The sequence below is a fragment of the Amycolatopsis sulphurea genome, assembly GCF_002564045.1.
In the GTDB taxonomy this organism is placed as follows: Bacteria; Actinomycetota; Actinomycetes; order Mycobacteriales; family Pseudonocardiaceae; genus Amycolatopsis; species Amycolatopsis sulphurea.
The window spans coordinates 379,755-393,655 of the sequence record NZ_PDJK01000001.1 but is presented as its reverse complement, the minus strand read 5'-3'; the positions used below and the strand labels follow the sequence as shown (position 1 = coordinate 393,655).

Here is a 13,901-nt window from a genome sequence, read left to right as displayed (position 1 = left end):
GCGTCGGATACCCGCCCACGCTAACCGAGAACGGGCCGCAGCCGGCCTTCCGGCCGGGTAACCCACAGGTGGGGCGTGTCCGGCCCGGACCACGGCACCCCTCACCCGAATCGGGGACCCCGGCGTCTGGCCACCGTGCCCCGGGGGTACCCGGCTGGTATCCAGACCGCGAGGGGCACGACTCGGCAAAGGAGTGCGACATGAGCTTTTTCGACCAGGCCAAGGAAAAACTCCAGGAATTCACGGGCGGCAACAAGGACAAGACCGGCGAGGGCATCGACAAGGCCGCCGATTTCGCCGACGAGAAGACCGGCGGCGGCCACGGCGACCAGATCCGCCAGGGTGCGGACAAACTGAAGGAGCACTTCGGCGGCGGGGACCAGCCCGAAGGCGGCGGGCAACCCGAGGCCGGGCAGCAGCCCGGTGGTCCGCAACCCGGTGGCCAGGAACAGCAATTCGGCGACGGACAGCAGCAGTAAGGACGCCGGTGGTGGCCCCACCCGCCTGACCCGAACTGTCCATAAAGGACACTCTGCCGATGCTGGACGACGGCCGCACCCCGGCTGCCACCGTCTGCGGTCGGCCAAGGTCTGTGAAGGGGCCCTTCACGGACTCTGAGTCTGTGAAGGGACCCTTCACAGCCTGGGCTCGCGGAAGCGGAGAGGCGCCGTGGGGCAGGGCCAGAGGCAGCGCCCGGCTCAGCCGGGTTTGCGCGCGCTGATCAGCAGGTGCTCCTCCGGCTCGGCACCCGGCTTGTCCGGCGCGAAGGTCTCCCGGTGCGTCTCGAGCACCTCGAACCCGGCCACGCGAACCCGGTCCGCCAGCGCCTCGGCGGAGTAGCTCGTCACGACCATGCGGTGGCCGAGGAACTCGATCGGCAGATCTTCGACGTCGGCCGGAACGGTCGCCAAGGCCAGAAGCCCGCCGGGTGCCAGCCAGCCCGCGACGCGAGCCAGCACCGCTTCGGTGTCCGCGCGGGACATCTGCAGGAACGAGAAGAACGCGCAGACCGCGTCCCAGCTCTCCGGGCCGGTCTCCCAGTACCGCACGTCCGCTTGCACGAACTCGGCGTCCGGGACCTGGGCGCGGGCGATCCGGACCATCTCCCCGGATACGTCGAGGCCGGTCACCCGGTGACCCGCCGCGGCGAGGTCCGCGGCGACCGGGCGGCCGGTACCACTGCCCAGGTCGAGCACGCGCGCACCGGCCGGCAGCGCCGCCAGCAGGCCCCGCACCGCGCGTTCGGCCACCGGCCGCAGGCCGAACGCCGCCTCGTAGTCCGCGCCGATCGCGTCGAACACTTCCGCCGGATCGGTTCCGCTCATCCTGGTCTCCCCTCGTCGCCGGAGGGGATCACGTTATCCCGCCCAGATCCCGCGCACATGCCGGATGTGGCGATCCATCAGGGCCTCCGCACCGTCCGCGTCGCGGGCTTCCAGCAGGTCCAGCAGCTGGGCATGCTCGGCAGAGGAGGGCACCAGCTCCGAACGCTCGGCCAGCCGGCGCAGTCCGTAGATCCGGGACCGGGCACGCAGCGAGCGGACCACCTCGACCAGCTGCGGATTGCCCGCCTCGGCCAGCAGCATCAGGTGGAACTGCATGTCCGTGGCGACATGCGCGATCAGGTCGTGCTCGACGGCCGCGCGTTCGATCCCGGCGGCCAGCGGGCGCAGCCGGGCCAGCACCTGCGGGTCCACCCCGGTCTCGGCGAGCCTGCGGACCGTGGGCACCTCGATCAGCGCACGCAGCTCGCTGAGGTCGTCCAGGTCCTTTTCGGACGGTTCGGTGACCCGGAAACCCTTGTTGCGCACCGTGTCCACCAGGCCTTCCTTGACCAGGTCGAGCATGGCCTCGCGGACCGGGGTGGCCGAAACGCCGAACTGCGCGGCCAGGTGCGGCGCGGAGTGCACCGCCCCGGGCCGCAGCTCGCCGGAGATCACCGCCGCGCGCAGCGTCTCGGTGATCCGCTCGCGGAGGTTGCGCGGCACCCCGAACGACGGCAGGACCAGCGGCGGCTGTTCCTCGGTCACGATCCCTCCCCGAGCGCGGCCTGGTAGGTGGCCGCGGCGACCACGAGATCCTCCCACGCCATCCCCACGCTCTTGAACAACCGGGGACCGCCCGTCGCGTGCGCCCGCCCGCGGACCAGTTCGGCGAGCGGGACCAGATCCGGCTCGGCGAGCGCCCCGGATCGCACGGCCTGCACCACGTCACCGGCCTCCCGCAGCGCGGCGGCGGTCGTCTCGACGACCACCGTGGCACGCCGGGCCGTGGTGTCGTCGACCTCGCGGGCATCCGGTTCGTGCGAACCGACGGCGACGACCGTGGCGTGTTCCGGCAGCAGCGCGCCGTCGAACAACGGGGTCCGCGCAGTGGTGCAGCAGGCGACGAGATCGGCGTCGGCGACGTCGGCGGGCGTGCCGGCCCGAGCGGACAGCTCGCCGTACTTGTCCGCGAAGTCCTGCGTCCGCGCCGGATCCCGGCCGACCACGACCAGTTCCCGCACCGGCCGCACGGCGCGCAACGCGGCGACGTGACTGTGCGCCTGCGGGCCGGTGCCGAAGACCACGAGCCGGGAGGCGTCGGGTTCGGCCAGCGCTCCGGCCGCGACGGCGGACACCGCCGCGGTGCGCACCGACGTGATCGCGACCCCGTCCAGCAGCGCCAGCGGGCTCAGCGTCGCACCGTCGAGCAGCAGGTAATGCCCCTGGATGCGGGGCAGCCCCCGGGCCGGGTTGCCCGGCGCGACCGAGGCCACCTTGACCCCGGTGAACCCGGCCCATGAGGCGGGCATGAGCAGCAGCTGCCCGGCCGGTACCCCGACCACCGACCGGGCCGGATCGGCGTCCGGGTCGAGTCCGCCGAGCAACGCCGCGCGCAGGGCGTCGATGGCCAGGTCCACCGTCGGTTCGGCATCGAGGAGCTTCACAGCCGGAATCCTGCGGGGAACGGGTCTTCGGGATCAAGGAAGTACTGCGCGGTCCCGGTCAGCCAGGCGCGTCCGGTGATGGCGGGCACCACCGCGGGGCGGCCCGCCACGGTGGTCTCCTCCAGCAACCGGCCGGTGAACGCGGTGCCGAGGAACGACTCGTTGCGGAAATCCGTCCGCAGCGGAAGTTCCCCGCGCGCGTGCAGCTGCGCCATCCGCGCGCTGGTGCCGGTGCCGCACGGCGACCGGTCGAACCAGCCGGGGTGGATGGCCATCGCGTGCCGGGAATGCCGGGCGGTGGACCCCGGGGCGGCGAGGTACACGTGGTGGCAGCCGGCGATCTCCGGGTCCTCCGGGTGCACCGGCCGGTCCTGCTCGGTCGCCGCATCCATAATGGACAGTGCGGCAGTCAGCATCCGCTGCTTTTCCCCGCGGTCGAACGGGATCCCGAGCTGTTCAAGCTCCACAATGGCGTAGAAGTTCCCGCCGAAGGCGAGGTCGTAGCGCACCGTGCCGAGCCCGGGCACGGCCACCTCGCGATCCAGCCCGACCGCGAAGGAGGCCACGTTGCGCAGCGTCACCGACCGGGCCACCCCGTCCTCGACCTCGACCCGCGCGAGCACCAGCCCGGCCGGGGTGTCCAATCGGATCTCGGTGACCGGCTCGCGAACCTCCACCATGCCGGTCTCCACCAGCACCGTGGCGACGCCGATGGTCCCGTGCCCGCACATCGGCAGGCAGCCGGAGACCTCGATGAACAGCACGCCCCAGTCGGCGTCCGGACGGGTGGGCGGCTGCAGGATCGCGCCGCTCATCGCGGAATGCCCGCGGGGCTCCTCCATCAGCAGGGTGCGCAGGTGGTCGAGATGCTTCATGAAGTACAGCCGCCGCTCGGCCATGCTCGCCCCGGGCAGCATGCCCACCCCGCCGGTGATCACCCGGGTGGGCATCCCCTCGGTGTGCGAATCGACCGCGTGGAACACCCGTTTCGCCCGCATGGTCTAGGAAAGTCCTTCCTCGAGGGCCCGGATGGTCGCCTCCCGCACCAGCTTGTCCTGCTCCGCGGTCAACGGCACCCGTGGCGGCCGGCACGGCCCACCGTACCGGCCGGCCAGATCCATGCTCAGCTTGATCGCCTGGACGAACTCGGTCTTCGAATCCCAGCGCAGCAACGGATGCAGCAACCGGTAGAGCGGCAAGGCAGTGGCGAGGTCACCCGCCGTCGCAGCTGCCCACAGGTCGATGGACGCCTTCGGGAGCGCGTTCGGGTACCCGGAAACCCAGCCGACCGCACCGCCGGTGGCCAGTTCGAGCGCCACGTCGTCGGCCCCGCACAGCACGTCGAGCCCGGGCGCCAGCTCAGCGATCTGGTAAGCGCGCCGGACATCGCCGGAAAACTCTTTCACGCCCGCGATCAAGCCCTCGTGGTACAGCTGGGCCAGCAGCTCGGGCACGAGATCGACCTTGGTGTCGAACGGGTTGTTGTAGGCCACGATCGGCAATCCGGCCTTGGCGACCTCCCGGTAGTGCGCCACCACCGACCGGTCGTCCGCGCGAAAGGCGTTGGGCGGCAACAACATCACCGCGGAGCAGCCCGCCTCGGCCGCGTCCTCGGCCCAGCGCCGCGCCTCCACGGCCCCGTACGCCGCGACACCCGGCATCACCGAGAAACCCTCCGGCGCCGCGGCGACCGCGACCTGGACCACCCGTGAGCGTTCTTCCGGCGTCAACGTCTGGTACTCGCCGAGGGAACCGTTCGGGGTCACGCCGTGGCAGCCGTTCGCCGCCAGCCAGGAGACGTGCTCACTGTAGGTATCGAAGTCCGGTGCCAACGTGCCGTTCGCGGCTTCCCGGAACGGAAGCGCGGTCGCCACCAGCACGCCGTGCCATGGCTTTTCGCGGTCTGTCATGGGCCCTCCCTGGGACGGTGTCCGGCGCGCCCATCGTGCCATGTGTTATGTGACATTGTACAGAGCCGAACCGGAATGCCCGTCGTGCGCAGCAGGTCACACCGCTTAGATACAAGCTGAGATGCATGCTACCGTCGCCGCCGTGACCGAACCCCGCGTGCCCGCCGCCGATCGCGCCTACACACTGACCAAGGAACTCGTCCTGACCGGCGAACTGCCCGGCGGGCACCTGTTCAGCGAGGGCGAGATCGCCGAGCGCCTCGGCGTCAGCCGGACCCCGGTGCGCGAAGCCTTCCTGCGGCTGCAGGTCGAAGGCCTGCTCAACCTGATCCCCAAGCGGGGCGCCGTGGTGGTCCCGGTACCCCCGGGCGAGGCCGAGGACGTGCTCGACGCGCGGGAGGCCGTGGAAACGTCCGCAGTCCGCAGGCTGGCCCGCCGCCCGGAGCTGATTCCCGGCGCGCTCACCGAGCTGCACCGCGTCCTTGACACCCAGCGGCGCCACGCGGAAGCCGATGACCTGCACGCCTTCGCCGAGGCCGACGAGCTCTTCCATCGCACGATCGTCGCCGCCGGCGGGAACGCCCTGCTGCTGGACTTCTACGCCACCCTCGCAGATCGCCAGCGGCGCATGAACGTACACGCCCTCAGCCCGATTCGCGGCCAACTCCCGGAGATCGTCGGGGAACACGAGCACCTGCTGCGCATCATCACCGCGGCCGAGACCGAGGCCGGTGCGTTCGCCCCCGCACTGCGTGCGCACTTGGACCGGGTACACCGCCGATGACCGCCGGGCCTGGTTTTCGACGGCCACCGCAGGAATGCGACCCCACCGGCGGTGCGCGGATTTCCCCGCGCACCCACCTGAACCGGGCCTACCGCCGGTGACCACAACCAGCACACAGCACTCAGACGGACTCGTTTCGGCGGTTAGGCCCACTCCGCAGCCATCAAGGGACGACCGGCAGACACCCCCAGCTGAACGACCTTGCTTCGGGCGACCGCCACGCAGACCCCCACTTGACCCAGGTGCACCGCCGATGAGCCGACCACCCGGACAACCCAGCCCTGAGCCACCACACCGGAATCCAAGCCCCGCACCGTTACTCCGGCACCGGCCCGAACCGGGTCCGTCGACGACGATCACCGGGGCACCACGCGTCACCCGGCTCCCCACCACCACGCCGGAAAGCGAGCCGCGCTCCCGACTCCACGCCCACTTCGGCCAGGTGCACCACCGATGATCACAGCCACTCCGCCAACCACCCGGACAACCTGGCTCCCAGCCGCCGCCGCGGTCTTCGTGTGCGGCTGGGGCGGTAACCAGTTCACCCCGCTGCTGGTGATGTATCAGGCCGCGGGCTACTCGGCCTTCACCGTCGACGCGCTGCTCGGCGCGTACGTGCTCGGCCTGGTGCCCGCGCTGCTGGCGTCCGGCGGCCTGTCCACCCGGTTCGGACGGCGGCCGGTGATGCTCGCAGGCACGGCGTGCTCACTGGTGGCGAGCGCCCTGATTGCGCTCGGGCCGCTCGGGGCGGGGTGGATCGCGGCCGGCCGGTTCCTCACCGGGGTGGCGGTCGCGGTCGCGATGGCGGTCGGCTCCACCTGGATCAAGGAGCTGGCCGACCTCGACCCGCGGGCCACCCCCGACGTCGGCACCCGCCGCGCGGCGCTGTGTCTCACGCTCGGACTCGGCGCCGGCCCTGGGATCGCCGGGGTACTCGCCCAGTGGGGACCATTGCCGATGATCCTGCCCTATATCGTCCACATTGGACTGACCGTGATCGCCCTGCCGTTCGCCGCGCGCGGCAAGGAGACCCTCCGCCTTGACGCGCTTCAGACGCCGGCACGGCGCGGACTGCCCGGCACCACAAGGCATCCCCGTTTCCGGCGAGTGATCGTGCCGTCCGCGCCATGGATTTTCGGCTCGTGCGGTATCGCTTACGCCGTCATGCCGCAGCTCGTGCACGACCGTCTCGGCTCATGGTCCCTCTGCTACTCGACGCTGCTCACGGTCTGCGCCATCGGTGCCGGCGTCGGAATCCAGCCGATCGCGAAACGCGTGGACCGGACGAACAGCGCCCGCGCAATCCTCACCGGGATGACCGTGATGTGCGCCGGACTCGCAATGAGCGCCGCCGCGGCCGCAGAACGTTCACCTTGGCTCGCACTACTGACCGCTCTCGTCCTCGGCACCGCGTACGGCATCGTGGTCGTTTCCGGCCTCCTGGAACTGCAGCGACTCGCCCAGCCGACGGAAATCGCCGAGCTGACCGGCATCTTCTATGCACTGGCCTATCTCGGTTTCCTGCTCCCGTCACTACTGGCCGCACTCAACGGAGTAGCCGGATACCCGATGCTGCTGAGCTGCCTCGCCGTACTGGCACTCGGCGGCACGGCCGTGATCGCCCGGCATTCCCGACGGCACCTGCCTGCGGACTGACCGTTTCCTGCCCGAGTTCCCTTTGTCTGGACACGTTTCCCGTACACCCGTCAGCTGGCGTCGTTTCCCACACACGATCACCGTGCCGAATCCGGACACCGGCGCCATTGTTCCGCTACCGGATCGAATATTCCATTGTGGACCCAAGGTCCAAGCCGAGTAGTTCCAGCAGGCGCAGGGCGCAGCACATCCTTTCCACCGGCACGGCTCGGCACATTCCGTCCCCCACAGGTCTCACCACGGCCCTCCCCAGGGCGTCGGCAAAGTCGGTGTGAGGGGACCTGCGCAGACCGCGGAGGTCCGTGAAGGGGCCCTTCACAGACCCGAGAGAGGCCCGGCGCACTCCACGAGGTGGTCGCGCATCTCGAACACCTCCGCATCGCCCGCTGCCGGGCGCAATAGATCGAGAGGGCAGGCGCCGTCGATGGATGACGCAGCAGCCACGGCTCACTCTGCTGATCACGGGTCCTCGACCAACTTGCCGGGACCCTGGGCCCCTCCCCAGGCACGGCTCAACACGTCTCTCCTCTGCGGGGCTCAGCACGTCCCGTCCCCCAGTACGGCTCAACACGTCTCCCCTCTGCAGGGCTCAGCACGACCTTCCCCCGTACGGCTCAGCACATCCCTTCCCCCGGCAGTGCTCGGCACGATCCCCAGATCAGGCGACCTTTCCTCCCGTCGCCGCCGCATGGCAGGCGCCGAAACCCTCGGCGCGGACCACGATCCGGCCCGATTCGACCCGGATGGCGGTTTCCGTCGCGTCGCTCACCGCGGAGACACCGGCGGCGGCGGCGATCTCGCCGGTCTCGTCGACCACCACCCGCAGCCGCGGCCACGCGTCTACCGGGCACGACTGACGGAGCAAGCCGCGCAGATCGGCGAGCACGAGGGCGACCAGTGGCACCAGTTCACCCGGCTGCCCGGTGACCACGACCAACGTCACGTCGTCGGTGGTGAACGCGGCGCGCACGGCTTCCTCGATCGCGGACAGCCGGTGCAGGCCGAGCACCGCCACCACCCCGTCGCCGTCGAGGCGGACCGGCTGCGCGCGCAGTGCGTCGAACGATTCCGGCGGCGCCCACGCCTCCCCCGCGGCCCGCGCCTGCGGCACGATCGGCGGCGTCGGCCAGCTGTCCTCGAACCGCAGCGACGGCAACGCCTCGCACGCGCGCACCACGTTGAACGGCTCCCCGAAGCCGGGCGCGGCGGCAGCGAGCTGGCTCGCGCCGTGCAGCAGCGTGAACGCCGCCTCCGCCACCCGGACCAGTCGCCCGCCCATCCGTTCGGGCGGGGACAGGCGTTCCATGGCCAGGCCGAACACGATCGCGTCGAACCGCAGGAGCTGAGCGTAGGGCCGGTGGGTCAGCTCGTCGGCGAGGATCTCCGGGAGCAGCTCCACCCCCAGCCGCGCGGCGGGGTCGGACGCCAGCGGCAGCCGCGCCACCCAGGTGCGGGCCAGCGCCCCCAGCACGTCCCCCGCGGTGAGCGAACGGTACGGCCCCGGCAGCTCGGCCGCGGACCGTTCCGCCTCCTCCGCGAGCACGGCGAAGTACAGCGCGCGCTTACCCGGGAAGTTGGAGTAGACGGCCCCGCGCGTCAGCTCCGCCCGCTGGGCGATCACATCGATCTTCGCCTCCCGAAACCCCCGTTCGGTGAACTCCTCCCGCGCCGCGCCGAGCACCTTCGCCCGGTTGCGCTCCTGCGTTTCCGCCCTGGTCAGCCGGGCCATCTGGGTCCTCCGATCTCCTCGGCGGCAGACTAGCGTTCACATGTATATGATGAGATCATCTGAATTGACCATCTGAATGACCGGACGTCTGCTCACCCCCATCCGGATGACCCGGTCCGAACTCCCCGGAGCTGCCCGTGCCCGCTGACTTCAGGCCTGCCGAACCCGCACCGTCCGAACCGTCGGGTGGCTCCCGCCCCAGCTCCCCGTTCCAGGACACCGAGCAGTCCGGCTCCACGCCGTCCGGCCCCACGCACCAAGCCTCGGAATCCCCCCGCTCAGACCTGCCGTCCAAGACTTCACCCGACCCGGCGACCGCTCTTCCCGCCGATCCCGACCCCGGCAGCACCAGCCCCGAGACCCGCCCGACGTCCACCACCGGCTCGGCCGGCCCCACGCCCTCGCGCCCCGCTCCGGACGTTCCCGAGATCGACCTGGCCGACCCCTCCGTGATCACCGATCCGTTCACCGCCTACGGACACGCGCGGGGACAGGGACCGGTGGCCCGGCTCAGCGGGCCGGGGTTCGGCCCGGTGTGGGTGCTGACGCGGCACGCCGAGGCGCGCGCGATGCTCACCGATCCGCGGTTCGCGCTCGGGGCAGGCACTTTTCAGCCGCTCGACGTGCCCGAACACTGCCGTCCCTATATGCGGACCATGCAGGAAATGGAGGGCGAACCACACGCCCGCCTCCGCCGGCTGACCGCGCCGGCGTTCGCTGCCCGGCGGGCGCTGGCGTTCCGGCCTCGGATCGACCGCGTGGTGGCCCGGCTGCTCGACGCACTGCCCGAGCACGAGCCGGTGGACCTGATCACCGCGTTCGCGCAGCCGTTGCCGATGGAGGTGATCTGCGAACTGGTCGGCGTCCCGGAGGCGGACCGGCCGAACTGGCACGAGTATGGCTCGAACGTGGTCCGCGGCTCCGGCGAAGGATTCGCCACCGCCGTCCCCGGGATCATCGACGGCGCACGAGACCTCGTCGCGCACCCGGACAGCGAGCTGCTGCGCCACCTCACCGAGGACGCGGGGCTGACCGGCCAGGAGACCGTGGCCCTCGTCTGGCAGCTCGTGCTCGCCGGGCAGACTCCGGCGAATTTCCTGGCCAATGCCGTAGATGCGCTGATCACCTACCCCGATCAGCTGGCCGTGCTCCGCGACGGACCACACCACTGGCCGAACGCGGTGGACGAGCTGATGCGCTGGTGTGGCTCGCAACTGCTGACCATTCCCCGACGCGCGACCCAGGACGTCGAGCTGTACGGCGTCACCGTCCGCGAAGGCGAACAGGTGACCGTGTCGATCGCGGCGGCGAACCGGGACCCGCGGGTGTTCCCTGAGCCGGACCGGCTGGACGTGCGCCGGGCAGCGGGCGGGCACCTCGGATTCGCCTTCGGTCCGCACTTCTGCCTCGGCGCCTCGTTCGCCCGTGTCCAGATCGAGGTCGCGCTCACCGCGTTGTTCGACCGGTTCCCCACGCTGCGCACGCTCGACGCGCGGCGGGCCCCGGACCCGGGCACCTGGCGGCTGGCCACGCTGCAGGTGTCCGGCTAGCGCCCCGATCGGGTGAGGCCCGCGGGCCGAAACGCGCGCCCGGCGTTACCGTGCCCCCGGTCGGCGCATACCCGGGAGGTACGTATGTCCGCATTCCAGACTCCACCCGTTCTCGGCCTGGCCGTGCTGGATCCCCGGCGGGCGTGGCCGCTGGTCGCCGCGCGCGGCGCGCTGGCCGTGGTGTTCGGTGTATTCGCGCTCGCCTGGCCCGGCGTCACCGTGCTGGCGATGGCGGTGCTGTTCGGCATCTACGCTCTGGTCGACGGATTCGGCGCGATCGTCCAGGCGTTCCGGCCAGGCGACGGCACGCACCGCCTCGCGTACGCATTGCTGGGGCTGCTCGGGCTCGCGGCCGGGGTGCTCGTGCTCGTCTGGCCCGCGCTCACGGTGCTGGCGCTCGCGACGTTCGCCGGCGTGTGGGCGGTGGTCACCGGCGTCGCGGAGATCGTGGCCGCGATCCGGCTGCGCAAGCAGATCACCGGGGAGGCCTTCCTCATCTTGGCCGGGCTGGTGGCCGTGGTCGCCGGGGTGCTGGTGCTGGTGCACCCGATCGCCGGGGTGTTCGGAATTGCGATCTTGCTCGGCTGCTACGCGCTGCTGCACGGGATCGTCCTCGTCGTGCTGGCCTTCCGGCTGCGCCGGCTGGCGAAATCCGAGCCAGCGGAAGAGCCCCGGTAGCAGGACAATCGGAAGCGACGAGCAGCCCGGCGGCGGAGGGATCGGTGATGACGCAGTACCCGCGTGGTGATTACGGGCAGGATGTCCGACCCGGTGTGGACGCGGCTCGGCTGTGGGCGGGCGGGGTCGCGACCGCGGTGGTCGCGGCACTGGTCGCGTTCGTCGGCCTGCTGATCGCCCGGGGTTTGTTCGAGGTGCCCGTACTGGCCCCGAAGGGCGACGGTATCTGGGGCAATGCCAGCACCACCACGTACGCGATCGCGGCCGCCGTCGCCGCGCTGCTGGCCACCGGGCTGATGCACCTGCTCAGCGTCGCCACCCCGGCGCCCGGCCAGTTCTTCGGCTGGATCATGGTGCTGGTGACGCTGATCGCGGTCGTCCTCCCGCTCACGCTCACCGTGGAGCGGAGCGCGAAAATCGCGACCGCGGCGATCAACCTCGTGATCCGGCTGGTGATCGCGCTCGTGGTGAGCAGCATGGCGGCGAACGCGCGCACCCTGCACCGGCACAAGACCGGCCGCCGGGAGCCACCGCCGCCGACCCGGCAGTGGCCGCAGCAGCCGCCTTCCTCGTACTACGACAGCTGAACCGGGCACTTCACACGAGTGCACCCAGGGTCCCGGCAAAGTTGGTCGAGGACCCGTGATCAGCAGAGTGAGCCGTAGCGGCCGCGCATCGTCGACGGCGCCTGCCATCTTTCGTCGATCACGCCCGGCAGCAGGCGAAGCGGAGGTGTTCGAGACGCGCGACCACCTCGTGGTGTACGCCGGGCCTGTCTCGGGGTCTGTGAAGGGGCCCTTCACAGACTCAGAGTCCGTGAAGGGCCCTTCACGGACCTCCGCAGTCTGTGCAGGGCCCCCCACACCGACGTTGCCGACACTCTGCGAGTGCACCAAGGAGCCGGAAGGCCGCCGCGCTGCCCGAACCCGTCGGATGGCCCGTCGGGGCCGGGATCCGCTCGGCCTCGGCATCATGATCTCCTGCCTTCGGTCACATGCCGAACACTCCGGGCAGGCCACCCGGCACAAACCGCAAGTTCCAGTCCGCAAGGCAACCGCAGAACGGCGGCGGGCACCTCACGAACGAACCTGCCCCGATCACCATCCACTGCCCGACTGTCCACTCGCGACACAGCCAGCCCACCGAGGACCGCGCACAGTGAATCGTCACCGCCCCGTAGGACCGGAAGGACACCGCGTTCCTGGCCGGACACCGTATTTTGCCGGGACCCGTCAGCTGAACGCTCGGGCTGAATCCGACTCAACCTCGGCAGCCTGACCTCGCACGCTCTGCCGGCACCACACGCCGAACACCCCGCCCGGCTTCACCCGGCAGCGACGCCGGGACCGCAGGCGTCAACTTCGGCACTCGACCCCAGCACAAGCCGCAGATTCCGATGACAGGGACACCGCAGATCGGAGACGGTCACCTCAGCGCCAACCCCGAACACCCACCCGACTGTCCACTAACGATGACACAAACCGGCCCACTGAGGACCAACGCGGACCGGGCACAGCGAATCGCCACAGCCCACACTCCGACATGTCCTGAATCACACTCCCGTCGAAAACCATCCGGCCGAACGCGGCGTCTAGCCGGATATGAACGAGGTTCGAGCGCATCGCCGGCCCGGCGTGGCATCGTGGATCGCAAGCCAGGCAACGAGTCTGGCCGGCCGCCGGACGTGGCAGGTCGCCGCGGTGGCCGGGGCGATCGGGCTCGGGCTGCTCGGGCTGCTCGATCTCGCCTACCGCAGCAGGTTCGGCGACCTGCAGAGTTTCTACCAGGGAACGTTGGCCTGGTGGCATGGACTGGACCCGTACGGGCAACTGCCGGTGACCTACGCCGGCCCGACCCCGGGCTTCATCTACCCGCCGTTCGCCCTGCTGCCGTTTTCCTTCCTCGCCGCGCTGCCGTTCCCGGCCGCCGCCGTGCTCAGTATGCTGGTTTCCTTGTCTTGCCTGGGTTTCACCGTCTTCCTGGTACTGCGGCGAGTCTGGCCGGACGGCGGCACCCGGGGCTTCCTGAAGGTCACCATCGCGGTGCTGCCGACCTTGCTACTGCTCGAACCGGTGCGCAACACCGTCGGGCAGGGACAGGTCAACCTCCTGCTGATGGCGCTGGTCGCGGCGGACTTCCTGGTCGAGAATCCGCGATGGCCACGGGGAATGCTGATCGGGATCGCCGCGGCGATCAAGATCACCCCGGTCGCTTTCGTGCTCTTTTTCCTGGTACGCAAGGACTTCCGTTCCTCATTGACCGTCGCAGGCACCGCGGCCGCCGTCACCGGCGGAATGGCCCTGCTGATGCCGGACGAGTCGAAACGGTTCTTCTTCGGCGGTGTGCTCAACGGGCCCGCCGGAATCGTCAACCGGGACAACCAGACTATCTCCGCCGCACTCAACCGGCTCGGCCTGCACGGGGTCTGGCACCACGCGGCCTGGATCGTGCTGGCGGCGCTGATCCTGGCGGCTGCAGTGCTGATCATGCGGCGCTCCAGCCCCGAAATCGGCCTGCTCGCCAACGCCGCGGCCGCGTTGCTGCTTTCCCCGCTGTCCTGGACCGCACACTGGGTGTAGGTGGCCCCCGCGCTGGTGGCGCTCGCGGCAAGCATGCTGCCTTCCCACGGATTCCGTCCACTGAGGACTGCAGACCGGTGTATCCG

Annotated in this window: 13 protein-coding genes; 7 read left to right on the top strand and 6 right to left on the bottom strand. The window is 70.5% G+C overall.

Going from position 1 to position 13,901, the window contains the following annotated elements:
- Positions 1-200 precede the first annotated feature (200 nt).
- Positions 201-479 (top strand): antitoxin, encoded by a 279-nt coding sequence (locus ATK36_RS01795; protein WP_098509530.1) that lies wholly within the window; start codon positions 201-203, stop codon positions 477-479.
- 219 nt (positions 480-698) lie between these two features.
- On the opposite strand, the gene ATK36_RS01790 is transcribed toward ATK36_RS01795, so the two are convergent.
- Genes ATK36_RS01790 through ATK36_RS01770 form a run of 5 tightly spaced genes read right to left on the bottom strand, consistent with a single transcriptional unit; the run spans position 699 to position 4,839 of the window.
- On the bottom strand, positions 699-1,325 hold the full coding sequence (locus ATK36_RS01790) for a class I SAM-dependent DNA methyltransferase (protein ID WP_098509529.1): 627 nt from the start codon (positions 1,323-1,325) through the stop codon (positions 699-701).
- A gap of 33 nt (positions 1,326-1,358) precedes the next feature.
- The gene (locus ATK36_RS01785) at positions 1,359-2,030 is read right to left on the bottom strand and encodes a GntR family transcriptional regulator (RefSeq protein ID WP_245914171.1); all 672 of its coding nucleotides are present in this window, start codon (positions 2,028-2,030) and stop codon (positions 1,359-1,361) included.
- Entirely contained in the window at positions 2,027-2,929 is a 903-nt protein-coding gene (locus ATK36_RS01780; RefSeq protein WP_170069543.1) for an ornithine cyclodeaminase family protein, read from the bottom strand. Before ATK36_RS01780 ends, ATK36_RS01785 begins: the two co-directional genes overlap by 4 nt.
- Positions 2,926-3,927: a proline racemase family protein gene (locus ATK36_RS01775; protein WP_098509527.1), complete on the bottom strand. Its 1,002-nt coding sequence runs from the start codon at positions 3,925-3,927 to the stop codon at positions 2,926-2,928. The genes ATK36_RS01780 and ATK36_RS01775 overlap by 4 nt, the downstream gene beginning before the upstream one ends.
- 3 nt (positions 3,928-3,930) lie before the next feature.
- Positions 3,931-4,839: a dihydrodipicolinate synthase family protein gene (locus tag ATK36_RS01770; RefSeq protein ID WP_098509526.1), complete on the bottom strand. Its 909-nt coding sequence runs from the start codon at positions 4,837-4,839 to the stop codon at positions 3,931-3,933.
- A gap of 142 nt (positions 4,840-4,981) precedes the next feature.
- Here ATK36_RS01770 and ATK36_RS01765 point away from each other — a divergent pair, with 142 nt between their 5' ends.
- Both ATK36_RS01765 and ATK36_RS01760 read left to right on the top strand, forming a co-directional pair.
- Positions 4,982-5,623, top strand: coding sequence for a GntR family transcriptional regulator (locus tag ATK36_RS01765; protein WP_245914170.1), 642 nt, complete (start codon positions 4,982-4,984; stop codon positions 5,621-5,623).
- A gap of 453 nt (positions 5,624-6,076) precedes the next feature.
- Positions 6,077-7,279 (top strand): MFS transporter, encoded by a 1,203-nt coding sequence (locus ATK36_RS01760; RefSeq protein WP_170069542.1) that lies wholly within the window; start codon positions 6,077-6,079, stop codon positions 7,277-7,279.
- Positions 7,280-7,937: 658 nt separating this feature from the next.
- Here ATK36_RS01760 and ATK36_RS01750 read toward each other — a convergent pair.
- Entirely contained in the window at positions 7,938-9,008 is a 1,071-nt protein-coding gene (locus ATK36_RS01750; protein WP_098509523.1) for a TetR/AcrR family transcriptional regulator, read from the bottom strand.
- A 428-nt stretch (positions 9,009-9,436) separates the two neighbouring features.
- Here ATK36_RS01750 and ATK36_RS01745 point away from each other — a divergent pair, with 428 nt between their 5' ends.
- From ATK36_RS01745 to ATK36_RS01730, 4 genes are all read left to right on the top strand, one after another.
- The gene (locus ATK36_RS01745; RefSeq protein WP_098510264.1) at positions 9,437-10,558 is read left to right on the top strand and encodes a cytochrome P450; all 1,122 of its coding nucleotides are present in this window, start codon (positions 9,437-9,439) and stop codon (positions 10,556-10,558) included.
- Between the two features lie 84 nt (positions 10,559-10,642).
- Positions 10,643-11,236: an HdeD family acid-resistance protein gene (locus ATK36_RS01740; RefSeq protein WP_098509522.1), complete on the top strand. Its 594-nt coding sequence runs from the start codon at positions 10,643-10,645 to the stop codon at positions 11,234-11,236.
- A 47-nt stretch (positions 11,237-11,283) separates the two neighbouring features.
- On the top strand, positions 11,284-11,823 hold the full coding sequence (locus ATK36_RS01735) for a DUF6069 family protein (protein WP_098509521.1): 540 nt from the start codon (positions 11,284-11,286) through the stop codon (positions 11,821-11,823).
- A 1,047-nt stretch (positions 11,824-12,870) separates the two neighbouring features.
- The gene (locus ATK36_RS01730) at positions 12,871-13,815 is read left to right on the top strand and encodes a glycosyltransferase family 87 protein (RefSeq protein WP_170069541.1); all 945 of its coding nucleotides are present in this window, start codon (positions 12,871-12,873) and stop codon (positions 13,813-13,815) included.
- Positions 13,816-13,901 lie beyond the last annotated feature (86 nt).